General features: G+C 49.5%; 19 protein-coding genes. 14 read left to right on the forward strand and 5 right to left on the reverse strand.

The genetic code is table 11. The features are described 5' to 3' along the window. Positions 1-15 precede the first annotated feature (15 nt). From rffA to ACI2JX_RS00840, 7 genes are read left to right on the forward strand one after another with little or no spacing between them, the layout of a single operon-like run. A complete protein-coding gene (gene rffA / locus ACI2JX_RS00810) occupies positions 16-1,146 on the forward strand; it encodes a dTDP-4-amino-4,6-dideoxygalactose transaminase (protein ID WP_264235180.1) in 1,131 nt (376 codons plus the stop codon). Then, positions 1,143-2,561, forward strand: a complete 1,419-nt coding sequence (locus ACI2JX_RS00815) for a lipopolysaccharide biosynthesis protein (RefSeq protein ID WP_404689144.1) — start codon at positions 1,143-1,145, stop codon at positions 2,559-2,561. The genes rffA and ACI2JX_RS00815 overlap by 4 nt, the downstream gene beginning before the upstream one ends. Beyond that, positions 2,558-3,781, forward strand: coding sequence for a glycosyltransferase (locus ACI2JX_RS00820; protein WP_404689145.1), 1,224 nt, complete (start codon positions 2,558-2,560; stop codon positions 3,779-3,781). Before ACI2JX_RS00815 ends, ACI2JX_RS00820 begins: the two co-directional genes overlap by 4 nt. Then, a complete protein-coding gene (locus ACI2JX_RS00825) occupies positions 3,778-4,506 on the forward strand; it encodes an acyltransferase (protein WP_404689146.1) in 729 nt (242 codons plus the stop codon). Before ACI2JX_RS00820 ends, ACI2JX_RS00825 begins: the two co-directional genes overlap by 4 nt. Before the next feature lie 2 nt (positions 4,507-4,508). Continuing rightward, entirely contained in the window at positions 4,509-5,702 is a 1,194-nt protein-coding gene (locus tag ACI2JX_RS00830; protein WP_404689147.1) for a hypothetical protein, read from the forward strand. After that, positions 5,690-6,793 (forward strand): DUF1972 domain-containing protein, encoded by a 1,104-nt coding sequence (locus ACI2JX_RS00835; protein ID WP_404689148.1) that lies wholly within the window; start codon positions 5,690-5,692, stop codon positions 6,791-6,793. The genes ACI2JX_RS00830 and ACI2JX_RS00835 overlap by 13 nt, the downstream gene beginning before the upstream one ends. 18 nt (positions 6,794-6,811) lie before the next feature. Beyond that, the gene (locus ACI2JX_RS00840; RefSeq protein WP_404689149.1) at positions 6,812-7,696 is read left to right on the forward strand and encodes a methionyl-tRNA formyltransferase; all 885 of its coding nucleotides are present in this window, start codon (positions 6,812-6,814) and stop codon (positions 7,694-7,696) included. A gap of 58 nt (positions 7,697-7,754) precedes the next feature. Here the strand turns inward: ACI2JX_RS00840 and ACI2JX_RS00845 are convergent, their stop codons facing one another. Beyond that, entirely contained in the window at positions 7,755-9,011 is a 1,257-nt protein-coding gene (locus tag ACI2JX_RS00845) for an O-antigen ligase family protein (RefSeq protein WP_404689150.1), read from the reverse strand. After that, positions 9,001-10,380, reverse strand: coding sequence for an undecaprenyl-phosphate glucose phosphotransferase (locus ACI2JX_RS00850; RefSeq protein WP_264235188.1), 1,380 nt, complete (start codon positions 10,378-10,380; stop codon positions 9,001-9,003). Before ACI2JX_RS00850 ends, ACI2JX_RS00845 begins: the two co-directional genes overlap by 11 nt. A 495-nt stretch (positions 10,381-10,875) precedes the next feature. Here ACI2JX_RS00850 and rfbC point away from each other — a divergent pair, with 495 nt between their 5' ends. From rfbC to ACI2JX_RS00875, 5 genes are all read left to right on the forward strand, one after another. Continuing rightward, a complete protein-coding gene (gene rfbC, locus ACI2JX_RS00855; RefSeq protein ID WP_264235189.1) occupies positions 10,876-11,421 on the forward strand; it encodes a dTDP-4-dehydrorhamnose 3,5-epimerase in 546 nt (181 codons plus the stop codon). Positions 11,422-11,598: 177 nt separating this feature from the next. Continuing rightward, positions 11,599-12,669 carry a dTDP-glucose 4,6-dehydratase gene (gene rfbB / locus ACI2JX_RS00860; protein ID WP_264235190.1) on the forward strand — a complete coding sequence of 357 codons (1,071 nt, stop codon included), beginning with the start codon at positions 11,599-11,601 and terminating at the stop codon, positions 12,667-12,669. Further along, on the forward strand, positions 12,666-13,562 hold the full coding sequence (gene rfbD, locus ACI2JX_RS00865) for a dTDP-4-dehydrorhamnose reductase (protein WP_404689151.1): 897 nt from the start codon (positions 12,666-12,668) through the stop codon (positions 13,560-13,562). The genes rfbB and rfbD overlap by 4 nt, the downstream gene beginning before the upstream one ends. 4 nt (positions 13,563-13,566) lie before the next feature. After that, on the forward strand, positions 13,567-14,448 hold the full coding sequence (gene rfbA, locus ACI2JX_RS00870; protein WP_392464783.1) for a glucose-1-phosphate thymidylyltransferase RfbA: 882 nt from the start codon (positions 13,567-13,569) through the stop codon (positions 14,446-14,448). Positions 14,449-14,633: 185 nt separating this feature from the next. Next, complete coding sequence (locus ACI2JX_RS00875) at positions 14,634-14,975, forward strand: ComEA family DNA-binding protein (protein WP_186554780.1); 342 nt, start codon at positions 14,634-14,636, stop codon at positions 14,973-14,975. A gap of 46 nt (positions 14,976-15,021) precedes the next feature. Here ACI2JX_RS00875 and ACI2JX_RS00880 read toward each other — a convergent pair whose 3' ends face one another. Next, positions 15,022-15,189: a DUF2897 family protein gene (locus tag ACI2JX_RS00880; protein WP_186554781.1), complete on the reverse strand. Its 168-nt coding sequence runs from the start codon at positions 15,187-15,189 to the stop codon at positions 15,022-15,024. Between the two features lie 363 nt (positions 15,190-15,552). Here ACI2JX_RS00880 and pyrF point away from each other — a divergent pair, with 363 nt between their 5' ends. Further along, a complete protein-coding gene (gene pyrF, locus ACI2JX_RS00885) occupies positions 15,553-16,254 on the forward strand; it encodes an orotidine-5'-phosphate decarboxylase (RefSeq protein WP_186554782.1) in 702 nt (233 codons plus the stop codon). A gap of 83 nt (positions 16,255-16,337) precedes the next feature. On the opposite strand, the gene ACI2JX_RS00890 is transcribed toward pyrF, so the two are convergent. After that, the gene (locus ACI2JX_RS00890; RefSeq protein ID WP_264235196.1) at positions 16,338-17,339 is read right to left on the reverse strand and encodes an NADP-dependent oxidoreductase; all 1,002 of its coding nucleotides are present in this window, start codon (positions 17,337-17,339) and stop codon (positions 16,338-16,340) included. A gap of 229 nt (positions 17,340-17,568) precedes the next feature. Between ACI2JX_RS00890 and ACI2JX_RS00895 the strand changes: the two genes are divergently transcribed. After that, entirely contained in the window at positions 17,569-18,330 is a 762-nt protein-coding gene (locus ACI2JX_RS00895; protein ID WP_404689152.1) for an SDR family oxidoreductase, read from the forward strand. A gap of 7 nt (positions 18,331-18,337) precedes the next feature. On the opposite strand, the gene ACI2JX_RS00900 is transcribed toward ACI2JX_RS00895, so the two are convergent. Continuing rightward, positions 18,338-19,183 carry a lipopolysaccharide kinase InaA family protein gene (locus ACI2JX_RS00900; protein ID WP_368973568.1) on the reverse strand — a complete coding sequence of 282 codons (846 nt, stop codon included), beginning with the start codon at positions 19,181-19,183 and terminating at the stop codon, positions 18,338-18,340. Positions 19,184-19,266: the final 83 nt, after the last annotated feature.

Consider the following 19,266-nt stretch of genomic DNA (forward strand, 5'->3'; position numbering starts at 1 on the left):
TAGTAAAGGTCCAATATGATAACTTTCAATCGCCCTCCCTATACCGGTAACGAAGATAAGTATGTATTGGACTCGATGCGTAGCTCAAAAATTTCTGGGGATGGCGAGTATAGTAAACGTTGTCAACATTGGTTCGAAGAAAAACTTGGATGTCAGAAAGCTTTACTGACACCATCTTGTACGCACGCGCTTGAAATGGCGGCAATGCTAATTGATATTCGTCCTGGTGACGAAGTCATTATGCCAAGTTACACATTTGTAAGTACTGCAAATGCGTTTGCGCTTAGGGGAGCGAGAATCGTCTTTGTAGATGTTCGTCCGGATACGATGAATTTGGATGAGAAGCTTGTTGAGGCTGCTATAAGTTCTCAAACTAAAGCAATTGTAGTTGTGCATTATGCGGGTGTTTCATGTGAAATGGATGCTATTATGTCTCTTGCTGAGAGATATAACCTATACGTTGTAGAAGACGCAGCGCAAGGTATGATGGCTACTTATAAAAAGCGTGCTCTCGGTACTATAGGTCATATAGGTGCATATAGCTTTCATGAAACCAAAAATTATACGAGCGCAGGTGAGGGAGGCTTGCTCTTAATTAATGATGAAAGGTTTGCTAATCGTGCCGAAATCATAAGAGAAAAAGGAACTAATCGTAGCTTGTTCTTTCGCGGCATGGTGGATAAGTATAGTTGGGTGGATCTTGGTAGTAGCTACCTGCCTAGTGATGTTCAGTCTGCGTTTCTATGGGGACAGTTGGAGAAGGCAGATGAGATTCTGAGTGCTAGGATATCGATTTGGAATCAATATCGTGAGGGCTTGACTCCCTTGCTGAATTCTGGGGTGATTGAACTACCAACAATTCCTACAGATTGCGCTCATAATGCACACATGTTTTATATAAAAGTCAAAGACCTTGAGGTGCGGACCAGCCTGCTAGAACATTTAAAAGAGTGTGGAGTAATGGGCGTATTTCATTACATTCCTCTCCATTCTGCGCCTGCGGGGTTGGTATATAGTAAGTTTGTTGGTGAAGATCGCTTCACAACAGTTGAGAGCGAACGTTTGATCAGATTACCAATTTGGTTTGGTCTAACACGGGAGCAATGCGCATACGTGATTGAATCTGTCAAAGGCTTCTTTAAGTGAATAGGAAAACTGTCGGTGCTTTCGCCATCGGCCCGATTGGAAGCGCCGTTATTGGGTTCATAACGCTACCTATAATGACTTGGATCTATCCGGCTGATGAAGTGGGTAGGATAGCGATGCTGCAAATAGCATCAAGTTTTTTTGTGCTTGTTTTTTGTCTTGGATTAGATCAGGCGTTTGTTCGGGATTTTCATGAGTGCAAGGATAAGCCTAAGTTATTATTGAATAGCATGGTGCCAGGGCTCTTTCTGGTCTCATTTATGGTATTGGCGCTATTCGTAATTGGGGGGCAATATCTATCCGGATGGCTGTTCGGCATTGCTAACTCTTCATTAGGTCTTATTGCTGTTGCATGTTTGATTTCGGTATTCCTATCTCGCTTCCTTTCTTTAATCTTGAGAATGGAAGAGAAAGGTGTGGCTTACTCAGTAAGTCAAGTGCTCCCTAAAGCGATTTTTTTGCTGTTCCTATTAATTAATTATCTAACCATCCAGTCGGACAGTTTTTTGTTTCTTTTAGGAGCTTACTCCCTATCTCTTGTTGTTGTGATGCTGCTGTTTGCTTGGAATACAAGGCACATGATTTTATCTGCACTTGCAGCATCCATAGATTTCCGCCAAATCCGAACGCTACTTCAATATGGGTCGCCTCTAATATTGGGGGGGGCCGCATTTTGGGCGTTGACAACGTTGGATAGGATGTTTTTGAGAAACTTCTCATCTTTTACAGAGTTGGGATTTTACTCTGTTGCATCGAATTTTGCAGCCGCCGCGATCGTGTTTCAAAGCGTATTTTCTACGGTATGGGTTCCTACCGTATATCGATGGCTAAATGATGGGGATTATGAAGCTAAAATCGATACCGTTACTGAAAAAGTTCTTGTGGTAACATTTTTTTTGTTTGTTCTGACTGGTTTGTTTTCTTGGCTAGTTACTTACATCCTTCCTCCCGAATATAATGCCGTACAGTATATTGTTATAGCCTGTATGGCTTATCCTCTGTTCTATACCTTATCAGAAACTACAGTTGTAGGCATAAATGTTTCTAAAAAAAGTATTTATGCCATGCTGGCCGCGATAATAGCCATGCTGTTCAGTGCGCTCGGCAATTACGTTTTTGTTCCTGAGTTTGGAGCAAAAGGAGCTGCAGTTTCAACCGCCTCGGCTTTTTGGATTTTCCTGGTTTGTCGGACAGAGTTTTCATGTCATGTATGGCGGGCTGTGCCAAGGGTACGGTTATACTGTTCGACTTTGATATGTCTGATTGCTTCAGTTTGTAGTGCTTTGCTTGGTGCGTCTTATAAGTATCATATGATCACTGGCTGGTTCATTCTTGGAGTAGTAGGCGGAATATATTTTAGCGGCACACTTAAAAAGATTTACTGTGAAGATATTTCGCGGAGTGCACTGTCTTGACTTTTACTACTGCTCAAGTAAATGGGCATAGGGTTGATGATATGGAACCTATTAACTTTGTTTGTATTCCTTTTCATGACATAAAACTCGCACAGTTGGAGGGCTTTAGGACTCGAGATTCACACCTGTATCGGTTTTTTGCACAACATGAGCATGTAATGAAAACGGTGGTTCTTAATAGGCCAACCATGCTTTTAGAGCTGCTCCTTAAGCGAAAAACGCTTAAGTCTAGAGGTGAGGTTCTTTATGCTAAAAATGGGTTGTACATTACTAAAATAAATGACCGACTCTTTGCTGTTGATATCCTAGATCTATCATTTTTCCGTCCAGTAGTACATGGCAAAGCGTTTATTCCAACGCTTTATTCAAAGCATGTAAGAAAATATTTAAAAGCCTTGAGTTTCTTGAAGGTGCAGGATTATGTGACGTATGAATCTTCTCCTTTAACAGTTGCATTGTGCGATGAGTTGAAACCTAAGTACAAGGTTTTCGATGGCGTAGATAATCTTTGTAAGCATTCAACATATGCTCGAATCTCACAACAGTTAAGGGAGCTTTACACTCGCGTTATTGATACATACCCTATGATTTTCTTTAACTCTCGCGACTCTGTTCGTTACTTCGGTGCAGATGATAAAAATAATGTAGAGTTTTTGGCAAATGGCGTAGATTTTAATATGTTTCGTGGGGAAGCCACACTTCGACCAACTATCATGGAAGGCATTTCTGGTCCCGTAGTTATTTATGCTGGGAAAATGCAAGAGATGTTGGATACAGAGCTTATTAGAGCCTGTGCCAAGCGGTTGCCTCAGGTGACTTTTTTGCTTCTTGGCAAGGTACTGGATGCGCAAGTAAAAGCTGAACTATCTAACATAGCTAATGTGAAGTTTACTGGTGATATTGCCTATCCAGATTTGCCGGATTATATCCGTAATGCTGACGTATGTTTTATTCCCTACAGGGTAGATAAACAGCATGGCGGGGATCCTATAAAGTTTTATGAGTACATGGCTGCAAACAAAAAAACGCTATCTACTCCGATTGGCGAAATTGAAAAGTATCATAATGGAGAATCTGTAATTGTCTGTGCGAGAGATAAATTTGTTGAAAGCTTAGAGCGGTTGTTAAAATTGGATGCCATAGTTAATAACGACTTGCCGGAATCTATGACGTGGTCTTATAAAGCGGATTACATGGTCAAGAAGGCGATTTCACGATGAGCCAAATGTTTAGAGGGCTTATTTCTTTTCTTATAAGATTGGTTAAAAACGATCCAAGTTATATTGTAGACGCCAATTTAGATTCTAGATCAATACTCCTGGTTCTAGCTGAAAAGGCAATCATGGCACTCCGAGGGGCCGCCATATACCCGTTCTTGCACGCCACTGGTTTTCCTATATTTATAGGGAGGTCTGTAAGACTCAAGCACAAGCATCGCATCACCGCGGGCAGAGGGTGCGTCATAGGTGACAATGTCACTATTGATGCTCTTTCCACGCGAGGTGTTAAACTTGGCAGAAACGTTTCGATACCTGAGAATACATTTATAAGATGCACCGGTATCTTAGGTGATTTAGGTGTAGGGCTCGAGATCGGAGATAATACTGGCTTAGGTCATTTCAATTTTATCAACGCTCAAGGTGGTGTGAAGATAGGTAGTAACGTAATTATTGGGCCTTCCGTGCATGTTTTGTCTGAGAATCATAACTTTGAGGATTCAAGCATACTAATAAAAAATCAAGGTGTTAATAGGCGCGGTATAGTCATCGAAGATGATGTATGGATAGGTGCTTCTGTATGTATTCTTGATGGAGTGACTGTCGGTCAAGGCGCAGTAATTGCTGCAGGTGCTGTTGTTAATCGGGATGTGCCGAAATATGCGGTGGTCGCCGGTTGTCCAGCAAAGGTAATAAAATGGAGAATCACGCCGACTAGTGGTGAGTAATAATGAATATCATTGTTGGGAATAAAAATAGTTATTGTCCGGTATCTCTTATTGTTTTCAGTGGGTTGGTTTTTTTTGTCGGCTTTATAATCCAGATGGTTGGCATCTTATCAATTACAGCGACTAATTGTGCTGCGTTGTTGTCTTTGGTGGGGCTCCTCTTGTTTAATAGAGGGGTTGATGCTAGGTTCAAAAAACATACACTTGCATATTTGGCGCTTTTAGCTTCCTTTTTTATCATTGGCTTGATCAACGGAAGTGATTGGTTAGGTTTTTTAGTTTATCTCTATTACTTTGTTTCCCCACTCATAGTGTTGATGTCATGTACGTTGTGTGTAAATAAATACTACATAACTGATTTCCATGTTTATCGTTGGGCTCCATACTATTTATTATTGCAAATATTTCTAGGTGGTTTTCAGCGGGTTTTCCCTCAAGACATTGTTGGGTTTTCTAAGACCCAGCTTTCTTTGGAAGATACCGTCTCAGGTTCATTTTATTTAGCTTCCGATGCGAGCTTGGCATTCTTTTGTATGCTCCTGAGCATATTTTGTTTATCTGCGTCGCGGATGACGTTGCGTAAGCTTATTATTGTATTGCTTGGTTCTGTAGTCGTGTTTATGACCAATTCTAAAGCGATGCAACTATTGCACGTAATGGTCGTGATTTCAGTTTCAGCTTGTCATGCACTGTCGCGGGATAGCGTTAAAAAAGTCTCGGTGTATTTGTGTTTGGTTTTGTCTGTGATTTGCGTTTTCTTGTTTTTTCATGCTGAAATACTTAGCATATATCAAAACTTCCTGGATATGCTTCAGTATGCATATGATAAGCGGTTGGCTGGAAGTGCAGCGCATAGATTGGCGCCTGTGGGGGAATTATTGTTTGGTGAGTTAAGCTTTTTCGGTAACGGGTTTCTCACCTATTTCAATCCTCTATCGAAGGAGTGGCTGTACTACTCTGGATTCAGTTTGCTTTACTCGCTCTACTTAGATTGCGGTTTAGTTGGGGTGCTATTAGTAAACCTATGGTTTTTATGGTTTATAGTGAAAAACTCAAAATCGATTTCTGTAGCTCTGATAACATACGGGGCTTTCTTTGCGTTTTCACTGTTTAATTTCACGCTAACAGACCTATCTGTTTTGTTCTCTATGTTCTTGCTTTTGCTTTTGTTAAGGGATGAAGAATGTCACATCTAAATATCCTCGGTATCAGAGGGGTTCCGGCGATGCATGGGGGATTCGAAACTTTTGCCGAACGGCTATCACTTTATCTCGTGGGGCGTGGTTGGACCGTTACGGTTTACTGCCAAGAGAATGGAATAGAATCTGATAAATCTTGGACATCTGAATGGCGTGGTATTCAGAGAATACATATCCCAGTTAAGAGTACGGGTGCACTTGGGACGGTTGTATTCGATTTTCTTGCTGCACGTCATGCATTAACCCAGCCAGGACTGTTCTTAACACTGGGTTATAACACTGCTATATTTAATGTCTTGCAGCGTGCCAAGGGACAAGTAAACTTGTTTAATATGGATGGAATCGAATGGCGCCGAGAGAAATGGAGTTTAGTAGCCAAGGCCTGGTTCTGGCTAAATGAAAGGTTTGGGTGCTGGGTGGGTAATCATCTCATTGCTGACCATCCTGAAATCAAAGCACACCTTCAGACGAGAGTTAGTGCTTCCAAAATCACGATGATTCCATATGGAGGAGAGAACGTAATCGAGGCTGATCGGGAAATTATAGCCTCCTATGGTTTAATTCAAAATCAGTATTCAATTGTGATTGCCAGGCCTGAGCCTGAGAACTCTATCTTGGAAATGGTGCGAGCTTTTAGTCGTAAAAGGCGAAATCATTCTCTAGTAATACTTGGAGCCTATGATAAGTCTGCGAACCAATATCATAAAAAAATCCTCGATGCTGCAAGTGATGAGGTTCTTTTCTTGGGTGCGATTTATGACTCTCAAGTAGTTCAAGCCCTTCGCTTCTATTCAAGATGCTATCTCCACGGCCATAAAGTTGGTGGAACGAATCCGTCCTTGGTTGAGGCTCTGGGGGCAGGGTGCGCCGTCATCGCCCATGACAACAAGTTTAATAGATGGGTTGCAGGCGAGTCGGCAGAATACTTTAAGGATGAGGATGGCTTTAGTAACTCTTTCGATAAAATTCTCAGTGATAACGCTCTGCTTGAGAAGATGAAATTGGGTAGCAAATCAATGTTTATGGATAAATTCACTTGGAATGATATTTTGGGGCAATATGAAAAGCTTCTATGTAAGTGGTTATAATTGTTGAGAGCTCGCGAAATGTTTATTTCCAACAAAGTCACTTTGCTAGTGATGACTGAAAAAGGATTGGCTTTTTTAACTGAGGCTCTGGAAAATTATCGCTCGGTGATTGAGGCAGTGATTATTGGTCAGGACTCTTCGGTGATAAATGATTTTTCCGCTGATATCTACGAGCTGTGTACAAGATATGGCGTACCCGCCTGTTACCGATCCGGTGAATTCGAAATAAAAACAGAGTATGCCATGGCTATCTCATGGCGTTGGCTGATAAAGCATCCGGAAAATAAGCTAATTGTATTCCACGATTCGCTGCTGCCTCGTTATAGGGGATTTGCCCCCTTGGTTAATGCGTTGATTAATGGCGAGACGAAGGTTGGTGTCACTGCTTTATTCGGTGCTGCTGATTATGATAGGGGCGATATAATTGCTCAAGCTTCTATTTCTGTAGATTATCCGGCCACAATTAATGAGATGATTGGCAAAATTACAGCTTGCTATATCGATTTAGGAAAAATAGTTTTAAAAAGTATAATGGCCGGAAAGTCTCCAATAGCGCATGCTCAGGACTCAGACAAAGCTACTTATAGCCTTTGGCTCGATGAGAATGATTACAAGATTAATTGGGATAGTTCCGCCTCAGAAATTCGAAGAAAAATTGACGCTGTAGGTTTCCCCTATAAGGGGGCATATTGCTTTGTGGATGACGTCAAGTATCGAATCTTCAGTGCTGAAGAGATACCTGACGTAGCTATTGAGAATAGGGATGCGGGTAAGGTTATTTTTATTGAACAGGGCTCACCAGTTGTGGTTTGCGGTTCGGGTTTGCTGTTAATTAAAGCCTGTACTTCCGAGGAGGGGGTATCACTATTGCCTTTGAAAAAATTTCGCTTGCGATTCACATGAGCATTAATGTTGCTCCCTGTCTGGGAGCAACATATCTATCTATCTTGAATCAGATTTATCAGGCTGTCTTCGGGCAATTTATTTTGCTAGGGACTGCAAGTAATATTGCTATCGGAAGCCAAAATACTGTCCAATAATCGCCAGGTCTGGTGAATATGCGTTCGACATCAGTGATCATCGCTACAAGTCCATAAATTAGAGCCGGCAATGCAAGCTTAACCCAATAGTTTTCTCGTAGCGACCATGCTTTGACTAGCAGTATGACAATCCCTGCTGACATAGTGGAAAGTGCAATCAATCCGCTGTCGTATATCTGTTGCAGGTAGAGACTATGAGCATGTGGGGATATTGCATGTCCATCAGGCCAGTGATAGTCAAAGGGCGTGCCTAATCCATGCCCAAGTAACCACTTCCCTTGCATCTGTTCAAAAAAATACTGCCATATGGGCCCACGACCTGACAATTGTCTGGTATGGAGTTCAACCATTAAATTAGGCCAAAATAGTGTTACAAGAATCCCAGCAGTTAGAGCTCCAAGTGCCAGGGCAAGCCACCCTTTACGAGAGCGCTGTAATACGATGGTTGCGATAGAGCCTACAAACAAAGCGATCCAGGCTCCTCGTGTGTAGGTTAGTAAAACATAGCTTGCTAGTATTAAAAAAATCGCACCCCAAAATACACTCTTGCCCAGCCGTTGGTCTTTTTCGATGGCAGCATACAATGCGTACATCGCCGCTGCTCCATGGAAAATACCAGCCGCCACTGGCCATCCATAGTCAGCGAACTCCCCAATGTCAAGGCGATAAAGTCGGTGGGTCCGATAGCCTAACGGCATTTCAAGAACTGCGAACTGATAGACTATAGTTGCTAGTGCACCAATAGCGATGATCGCAATTGCTGAAAATATAGCCCGACGAAGAAGCTGCTCATTAATGCGCATTGTGTAATGAATTGCCGCAAGGTATAGGGCGATATACATCCCTCGTTTTGCAAGTGCTAATGGATCGGTAGGTGAGTTCGTTGCCCACAGAGTGCTCAAGGCAACCCATATTAAGAACAGTATCCAGATAGAATAATGCAACGAGAGCTGTAATTTTCTTTGGGCTATCTTACACAAAGTGATAAGAAGGGCTGGGAGAAGTAAAAATATATAAATCTGAGTATTTCGTCCGCTCCCAGATTCTATCCAAACCTTTCCAGAAATCTGTATGAAGATTCCTATTGCGATGAGCCAGGTCAAAATCAATGTGCTGACTTGTATCGACTTTCTCAGGGTGCTGGCAGATGGCATTTCTAATGGTTTGTCAGAATGCATTTTTATGAATAAAGCCTTTGTACATAGTTAAAAAAATGATTTTCAAATCGATCCAGAGCGACCAGTTATCGATATACCAGAGGTCATGCTCGACTCTCTTTTGCATTTTCTCTAGTGTGTCGGTTTCTCCTCGATAGCCACTGACCTGGGCCCATCCTGTAATTCCAGGTTTTACTTTGTGGCGCTGCATGTACGATTCAACGAGGTCTTTGTAATATTCGTTATGCGTTAGGGCGTGCGGTCTAGGCCCAACTATAGACATTCTTCCTTGAAGTACATTAAAAAACTGGGGCAGTTCGTCGAGGCTAGTTCTTCGGAGGAATGCGCCTACTTTAGTGATTCGAGAGTCGTTTCGCGATGCTTGTGTTACTCGACAGTCGTCATGTAAGTGCATGGAGCGAAATTTATAGACTTTAAATTTTTTTCCGTTAATTCCGGTTCTATGCTGTTTGAATAGAATGGGGCCAGGTGAAGTGGTTCTAATGGCGATGGCAATGACAATGCAAAGTGGCAGAATACAAAGGCTGATAATGCTTCCGATTACGAGATCCTCCAGCCGCTTTATAACCCTTGCAGGACTATCCATTGGGCTGCAGCTCAAGTCGAGCGAGTATAGGCCTGCGATATAGCTAACTCTGTGATTAAGCAAACGGATATCGCCAAGTTCTGGTATAAACCTGATGGCAACGGTGTGGTGGCGTAATGCATACATTACTGAACGTACTCTTCCGCCTTCACTGAGCGGGAGGGAAAGCCAGACTTCGTGAATTTTCAGTTCTTCAATTTGAGCAATTAGGTTTTCAGTCCACTCTTGACCTACATCAAATTTTACCTTCGCGACAATGATAAATCCGTCTTCTTTCAGGTTTTCATTTGTATTGAATTGAGTTTCAGTGCTGTCAGTGGAGTAGATGACCAGCACACTCTTAAGGTTCATTCCGGAGTTTCGGATTTTACGTAGTAGAACGTATACGACAAGGCGCAGCATTACGCACAAAAAACCGCCGGTTATAATTGTCGTACTAAACCAGATGCGAGAGTAATCTTCGGAGACCTTTAAGAAGAATGATACGGATAAAAGCATTCCAGCGGCTGAAGCCCAGCATGCTATAAGGAGGCTAAGCTGTCTCCAAAACGAGTAGCCTCTTTGAGAACCATAGGCGCCACCTAGGGCAAGGCAAATAACCACAACTATTGCAGTTGTTCCAAGCGCGAGGCTGTATTTTGCCGGCAAGTCGACATTGTGAAAGCGGTAAAAAAAAGCCGCGAGACCAGATGCAAAAACTAACAATATATCGGTAATTGCAAAAAAAAGAGGTACTGGGTAACGCTCGGCAAAGGTGGGTTGATATTTTGGTTTGAGCTGCATGCTATATTTATTTCACTCCCGCATGTGAAAACTGCGTAATTTTTATTACCACTCCGTGGTATGGAGTATGCTTCTATTCAGTCACTGTCAGTCTGCCGAGTATTAAGGCCTTGCACGACCACCGCCCGATGGCCTCACCCTACTGACAACGAGTATGTCGCCGATTGTACCCGAAATTCTAGTCAGGTGGCTTTCTCCTTGCGCGCTCTAGGCTCTACCCCCATTTCCGGGCGCTACAGGTGAAGGGAGTACGGGATGGGTGAGGTTGCGAGGGCATCAGATGCGTGGGGATGACAGCCTCTCTAGAGGAGGCAGTACGAGTGTGGAGCCGGGCGGATGCGTTCTCAGCTAGGTGCGATTTGGTAAAATTTCCCCTATAGTGTGAGGCATGATTGGGGTCCCCATCACATCTTAACCTTGCTATGCTTATGTCAGGACTAATGCCGCAATCATTGATGTGGATAACTGCTAAACTGCCAAAAGAAGGTTTTTCGAGTGGACGCGACTAAGTTGGCTATTCACGATGTCGTTTTGTTTGACCCCAAACTCTATGGAGATGAGCGCGGTTTCTTCTTTGAAAGCTTTAATCATAAAGATTTTTGTAATGCAATCGGCAAGGATGTTAAATTTGTTCAGGATAATCATTCGCGATCAGTGAAAAATGTTCTTAGAGGGCTGCACTATCAAATTCAAAGACCACAAGGGAAGTTAGTGCGCGTTATTGCTGGGGAAGTGTTTGATGTTGCTGTTGACTTGCGTAAGAGTTCTCCAAGTTTTGGTCGTTGGGTTGGGGCGTACTTATCGGCAAATAATAGAAAGCAAATGTGGATACCTGAAGGCTTTGCTCATGGCTTTTTAGTGCTTAGTGATGCAGCTGAGTTTTTATATAAAACCACCGATTATTATGCTCCGGAGCACGAACGCTGTTTGGCATGGGATGATCCTGCGTTAGACATAATTTGGCCGCTATCGGGGGAGCCAGTATTGTCTGAAAAGGACAAGAAAGGTAAGGTTCTTGGCCATGTTGAGTGTTTTGAGTGATTTTGCTGAGTTCAGGCTCACAAAGCTGCGAAATCCTCGATAAACATGGTAGTTATCGGGGCTTTCCTTGTATATCGACCTAGACATACGAGCTAGAGCGGCACCAGCTTTTCAAGATGCTCCAGTTTTTCGCAAGATTCAGTCCTTTTTCATTATCTTACTGAAAAGATCGCAGATATGACTATCTTAGTAACCGGCGGAGCCGGCTTCATCGGCGCCAACTTTGTCCTGGACTGGGTAGCTCAAGCAGATGAGCTGGTCATCAACCTGGATAAGCTAACCTACGCGGGCAACCTGCAGAGCCTGGCGTCCATCGATGGCAACCCCAAGCACCTGTTCGTCCACGGCGATATCGCCGACTCGGCGCTGGTCGAGAAGTTGCTGGCCGAGCATCAGCCGCGTGCGGTGATCAATTTCGCCGCCGAGTCGCATGTCGATCGTTCGATTCATGGCCCGGAAGACTTCATCCAGACCAACATCGTTGGCACTTTCCGCCTGCTCGAAGCGGTGCGCGCCTACTGGAAAGCCCTACCGGGCGATGCGCAGCAAACGTTCCGTTTCCTGCATGTATCCACCGACGAAGTCTATGGCTCCTTGGCGCCTGATGCTCCGGCGTTCACCGAGACGCACCAGTACGAGCCAAACAGCCCTTACTCGGCGAGCAAGGCGGCCAGCGATCACTTGGTGCGCTCCTACCATCACACCTATGGTCTTCCGGTTCTCACCACCAACTGCTCCAACAACTACGGCCCGTACCACTTCCCGGAAAAGCTCATCCCGCTGATGATCGTCAACGCGTTGGGTGGCAAAGGGCTGCCGGTCTACGGAGACGGCCAGCAAATCCGCGACTGGCTGTACGTAAAAGATCACTGCAGCGCGATTCGCCGGGTGCTTGAGGCAGGCACGGTGGGCGAGGTCTACAACGTTGGCGGCTGGAACGAGAAGCCAAATCTCGAGATCGTTAACCGTATCTGCGCTTTGCTCGATGAGCTGCGCCCTCGCGCTGATGGCAAGTCCTACAGCGAGCAGATCACCTTCGTTACCGACCGCCCAGGCCATGACCGCCGTTACGCCATCGATGCGCGCAAACTCGAGCGTGAGCTGGGCTGGAAGCCAGCGGAAACCTTCGAGACCGGCATCCGCAAGACGGTCGAGTGGTATCTGAGCAACTGGCAGTGGGTTGAAAACGTGCAGTCGGGCAACTATCGCGAGTGGGTCGAGAAGAACTACGGCGAGCGCAGCGAATGAAGATTCTGCTGCTTGGTAAAGACGGTCAGGTCGGCTGGGAGCTGCAGCGCAGCCTGGCGCCGCTGGGCGAGGTGCTGGCCCTCAACTCCAAGAGCCAGGATTACTGCGGTGATCTCGCCAATCTGCAAGGTTTGGCGCAGACCGTCCAGGCCTGGGCGCCAGATGTGATTGTCAATGCGGCGGCTTACACCGCAGTAGACAAGGCCGAGTCCGAGCAGGCGCAAGCCCATCGCATCAACGCCGAGGCGCTCGAGGTGCTCGCGCAGGCCGCTGCACGTTCAGGTGCGCTGCTGGTGCATTACTCCACTGACTATGTCTTCCCAGGGGAGGGGCAAACGCCCTGGCGCGAAGAAGACGTGGTGGGGCCGCTGAATGTCTACGGACTGAGCAAGTTGGCTGGAGAGCAGGCTATTCAGGCCTCGGCGTGCTCGCACCTGATCTTCCGCACCTCGTGGGTGTACGCGGCGCGTGGCAATAATTTTGCCAAGACCATGCTGCGCCTGGCTGGCGAGCGAGACACTCTTGGGGTCATCGATGATCAGTTCGGCGCACCAACCGGTGCTGAGTTGATCGCAGATGTGACGGCGCATGCGATCGTCGCCTGGCGCGCCAAGCCTGAACTGGGTGGGCTCTACCATCTTGCGGCAGCGGGTGAAACCACCTGGTGTGGCTATGCGCGATACGTTCTTGAGCTGGCTGAGCAGATGGGCATTGAGCTGAAGGTCAAGGCGCAGGCGGTCTCGGTGTTGACCACTGACGCCTACCCCACGCCTGCGCGGCGGCCGGCCAATTCGCGACTCGATACGCAAAAACTTGAAAAGGCTTTCGGTTTGCAGCTTCCTGACTGGCGCCTGGGCGTTGCGCGGATGCTGACGGAAATACAAGGGAAATAACCGCATGAAACGTAAAGGCATCATTCTGGCAGGCGGCTCGGGTACTCGACTGCACCCTGCAACGTTGGCGATCTCCAAGCAGCTCTTGCCGGTCTACGATAAGCCGATGATCTATTACCCGTTGACTACGCTGATGCTGGCGGGTATCCGCGACATCCTGATCATTTCCACCCCGCAGGACACCCCGCGTTTCGAGCAGTTGTTGGGCGACGGTAATCAGTGGGGCCTGAATATTTCCTACGCCGTGCAACCCTCTCCGGATGGCTTGGCGCAGGCGTTCATCATTGGTGAGCAGTTCATTGGCAATGATCCGTCGGCGTTGGTGTTGGGCGACAACATCTATTACGGCCACGACTTCCAGCACCTGCTGAGCAACGCCAACAGTCGTGCCACTGGTGCTAGCGTGTTCGCCTACCACGTGCACGATCCTGAACGCTATGGCGTGGTTGAATTCGACGCCCAGGGCACCGCGATCAGCCTTGAAGAGAAGCCGCTGCAACCCAAGTCCAGTTACGCAGTAACCGGCCTGTATTTCTACGATCAGGATGTGGTCGAGATCGCCAAGGCCATCAAGCCCTCGCCACGTGGCGAGCTTGAGATCACCGACGTCAACCGCGCCTACCTTGAGCGTAACAAGCTGTCGGTAGAAATCATGGGCCGCGGCTACGCCTGGCTGGATACCGGCACCCACGATTCGTTGCTCGAAGCCAGCCAATACATCGCGACCATCGAGCGCCGCCAGGGCTTGAAAGTGGCATGCCCGGAAGAGGTTTCGTTCCGCCAGGGCTGGATCAGTGCAGAGCAACTTGAAAAGCTTGCCGCCCCTCTTGCGAAGAATGGGTACGGTCAGTATTTGAAACGGTTGTTGCAGGATAAGGTTTATTAATAGGTAAGTTTTAGGTCCTCTTCTTGTGCGACTTTTTGCCCGAGAAGAGGACATAAAATGTGACGTCTAATTCAGTAAAGATTCTCGCCCTTCGCGTACTTTCATCGGCACTTCAGAAGCGCTAGGTTTGTTTGGCAGCTACGGAAACGCTGCCCTGCAATTCTCGTCTCAATGGAGTGTGCCAAATGCGTAATACCGTCCTTTCCTATCTGTTCCTTCCGCTGTTCGCGGGCCTGTCCTTTTCCCTCAGTGCAGCACCCAATCCCGCTCCGGCACCCGCTGAACTAACCGCTAGCGCAGTGGCCACACCGGCAACGGTTGCCCACACGACTCGCGTCAATCTCAACGCTGCCGATGCGCCAACCTTGCAAAAGGAGCTGAACGGGATTGGTAAAGCAAAAGCCGAAGCGATCGTGGCCTACCGTGACGCACACGGGCCATTCACTTCGGTCGATGAATTGCTGGAAATCAAAGGCATCGGCAACGCGATCCTGGATCGCAACCGTGACAAATTAACTGTGGAGTAAGCCCAAGCGTCGATGGCCGATCAACTCATGGTCGGCCATCCAGGCTTTAGCGATCTTTGGCTTCCTTGGCATCCATTTCTGCATTGCGCTCATGAACTTTCTTCAGCTGCTCTTCGGTCAGCGGCAATTTCTTCGCCGTATCGCGCAGCAGCATCAGCCCGCCTACAATCGAGCCAAGCGCTACGATGAGGATCAACCAGGCATACCAGGGCATTGTCTTTCTCCTGCAAAAACGGAAGGCACCGCTTGTATGATTTTTGAGCTAATACTCGTGCCGATGGTTCAATTATAGAGCGCGCCCATACTTGTAGTTCACTTAAGATTTTGCGGCCGCTTGGCGCCCCTTCGCGGCAGTTCGGCGCCCCGACAAGCCCGATCCCCCAGGTATGGCGCCGACCGTCAGAGCGGCGCCGTGCCCGCGAAGGGGCGCAAAGCGGCCCTAAAGCAGGCGACAGGGGCCTTAAGTGAACAGCATCACGCCCACACTTGGGCCAATTCTCATGACCCGCGGGCCCCCATGGCCACGTCACTTCGTTTACAATGCGCGCCGTTTACGACTTGCCAAGAGACTCCGACCATGTCCGCCTGCCAGACGCCCCTGATCGTCGCCCTCGATTTTCCTACCCGTGAGGCCGCTCTGAAGCTGGCTGACCAGCTCGATCCGGCGCTGTGCCGTGTGAAGGTTGGCAAGGAGCTGTTCACCAGCAGCGCTTCGGGCATCGTCGAGACCCTGTGTGCCAAGGGCTTCGAAGTATTCCTCGACCTCAAGTTCCACGATATCCCCAACACCACGGCGATGGCGGTAAAGGCTGCCGCCGAGATGGGCGTGTGGATGGTCAACGTGCATTGCTCCGGCGGCCTGCGCATGATGGCGGCCTGCCGTGAAGAGCTGGCCAAGCGCAGTGGTCCTCAGCCGCTGCTGATCGGCGTAACCGTACTGACCAGCATGGAGCGTGAAGACTTGGCGGGCATCGGCCTGGACATCGAGCCGCAAGAGCAGGTGCTGCGGCTGGCAGCCTTGGCCGAGAAGGCCGGGATGGACGGTCTGGTGTGCTCGGCGCTAGAAGCGCCGGCGTTGAAGGCGGCGCATCCGTCGCTGCAGTTGGTCACTCCAGGCATCCGCCCGGCGGGCAGCGCCCAAGACGATCAACGTCGCATTCTTACCCCGCGTCAGGCCCTGGATGCCGGTTCCGACTATCTGGTAATTGGACGTCCAATCAGTCAGGCAGCGGATCCGGCCCAAGCGCTGGCGGCGGTAGTAGCTGAGATTCGCGGATGAATTGACCGAGTAGGTGCGCCAACGCTGCGCCTACTGAGGTTCGCGCCGGTCACAGCAAGTGTGCCCGGCGCGTGTGCAGCGCGTCAGACCTTCAAAACCAACTTGCCAAAGTTCTCGCCGCTGAACAGCTTGAGCAGCGTCTCCGGGAAGGTGTCCAGCCCGTCCACCACATCTTCCTTGCTCTTGACCTTGCCACTGGCCAACCAGCCGGCGATCTCCTGCGCCGCCTTGCCGTATTCCTTGACGTGGTCCATCACCACGAAGCCTTCCATACGCGCGCGATTGACCAGCAGCGACAGGTAGTTGGCCGGTCCTTTGACCGCTTCTTTGTTGTTGTACTGGCTGATCGCCCCGCAAATCACCACGCGCGCCTTGAAGTTCAAGCGGCTCAGTACGGCATCGAGGATATCCCCGCCGACGTTGTCGAAGTACACGTCCACGCCCTTGGGGCACTCGCGCTTGAGGCCCGCCAGCACGTCTTCGGCCTTGTAGTCGATCACCCCGTCAAAACCCAGCTCATCCTTGAGGTACTGGCACTTCTGCGCGCCGCCGGCAATGCCGACCACCCGGCAGCCTTTGATCTTGGCGATCTGCCCGGCGATGCTGCCCACTGCGCCCGCGGCGCCGGAGATCACTACGGTTTCCCCTTCCTTAGGCTGACCCACGTCGAGCAGGGCAAAGTAGGCGGTCATGCCGGTCATGCCCAGGGCCGAGAGATAGCGGGGCAGGGGGGCGAGCTTGGGGTCGATCTTGTGCAGGCCCTGCGGTTCACCAGTGAAGTAATCCTGCACGCCGAGCGCGCCGCTGACGTGGTCGCCGGGTTGGAAACCTGGGTGCTTGGAGGCGACCACTTCACCCACGCCCAGAGCGCGCATGACCTGGCCTAGGCCCACTGGTGGAATGTAGGACTTGCCTTCATTCATCCAGCCGCGCATTGCAGGGTCAAGCGACAGGTACAGGTTCTTGACCTGGATCTGGCCCTCGGCCGGCTCACTGGCGGGGACTTGTTCGTAGGTGAAATCGTCACGGGTAACGGCGCCGACCGGGCGTTTGGCAAGCAGGAAGCGGCGGTTGGTCTGGGTCATGGCGAATCTCGCTGATAGTAGGCAAAGCCTGTTGATAGTGGTTGGCGCGCGGCGCGGCAAGGTTTACCGGTGTGGCGAATGCCGGGCGATCCACGCGGATGATCGGGAGCTACAGGCACAATCACTGGCAACGATGGTAGCTCAACCGTTGGCCTAATGATGCTGCCCCTGGCAGCGGTCGCCTGACTAGACTCAGGCTCGACTTCAATTTCTGTTGCAGGAGCGAGCGATGAGCATGACCTTTTCCGGCCAGGTCGCCCTGGTCACCGGGGGCGCGGCGGGTATCGGCCGGGCGACGGCACTGGCCTTCGCTACCGAGGGGCTGAGGGTGGTAGTGGCCGACCGCGATGCGCGGGGTGGTGAGGCCACCGTGAGCCTGATTCGTAAGGCAGGGGGCGAGGCGCTGTTCCTGCCCTGCGATGTGACTCAGGACCGCGATGTGCGCCAACTGCACCAGGGCGTTATCGACGTCTATGGCCGTCTTGACTATGCCTTCAACAACGCCGGCATCGAGATCGAGAAGGGCCGCTTGGCCGAGGGCAGCGAAGAAGAGTTCGATGCGATCATGGGCGTCAACGTCAAGGGCGTGTGGTTGTGCATGAAGTACCAGCTGCCGTTGCTGCTGGCCCAGGCCGGTGGGGCGATTGTCAATACCGCGTCGGTGGCAGGCCTGTCGGCTGCGCCGAAGATGAGTATCTACGCTGCCTCCAAGCATGCAGTCATCGGCTTGACCAAGTCGGCGGCCATCGAGTATGCCAAGAAGGGCATTCGGGTTAACGCGGTGTGCCCGGCGGTGATCGACACCGATATGTTCCGCCGCGCCTATGAAGCCGACCCGCGCAAAGCCGAGTTCGCCGCAGCGATGCACCCGGTGGGGCGCATTGGCAAGGTCGAGGAAATTGCCAGTGCGGTGCTGTATCTGTGCAGTGACGGTGCGGCATTCACCACCGGCCACTCGCTGACCGTGGACGGTGGTGCGTTGGCGATCTGAGGAAGGGTTATCCCGCGTTTGGCACTGTCCCTTTGAGGAAGATCTCGCGGCGCTCCAGGCGCCCGATATCTTCATGCTTGGCGATGGCATACACCCGGTCGAACGCGGGCCGGTCGATGGCAGGGAAGTACCGCTGTAGCGCCTGGTCCACGCACGCGTCGAAGTCTGCTTCGGTGATGTAGCGATAGATTTCCCGCAGGTACAGGAAGCCTAACTGAAAGCCCAGGGTTTCACTGAAAAACGCCGTCGGCACGCAGAAACTGTTTTCCAGGTCGATGGCCAGCGGTTGGCGGGTGTCGTCTCGCGGCAGCATGACATTGGCGGCCCACAGGTCCATGTGGCTGATACCACGCTGGTGTAGATCGTGGAGCAATTCAAAAGCCGCTTCGATCACCCTGTGCACTGCGCTCGGGTCGTTGCGAACCTTGCTCAAACCATCATCATGGGCATCCAGAAATTCGGTGATCAGGTACAGGTCCTGCACTAAGCCAAACTTGGAGCGGCTGTAACCAAAGCCGACCAGTCCAGCTACCCGCGCGCCACGTCGGGTGGCTTCGCGGGTGTTGATCAGTTCCTCGATGGTCCAGTCGTAGAGCCCCTTGCTTCTAGGATTGCCGCGCTGCACCCGCCATTTCTTTTTCAGCGAATCGAGTTGCTCACGCTTGGTGAACAACCCACTTTCGCTACAGGCCAGTGGTGCGCTGACGCGTTTGGCGCTAGGCGCCTGTTCGATCAGTTGCTGGAGCGCGCAGCGGGTCTTGGCTGCCAGGGGCGACTGAAAATGTAGCGTGGTATGGCTGTGGCTTAGTACATGGGGGTACTCACTGCGCCAGGTGGGGGAATTCGGGTGCACGCTACATCCTTGGTGGTGTCAAAGTGCTATTGCTTGCTTTCGGTTATCTTACATTTTTTCACAAAATTCCTACAAATCTTTCA

This window comes from Pseudomonas sp. NPDC088890 (genome assembly GCF_044900155.1).
Lineage (GTDB): Bacteria > Pseudomonadota > Gammaproteobacteria > Pseudomonadales > Pseudomonadaceae > Aquipseudomonas > Aquipseudomonas urmiensis.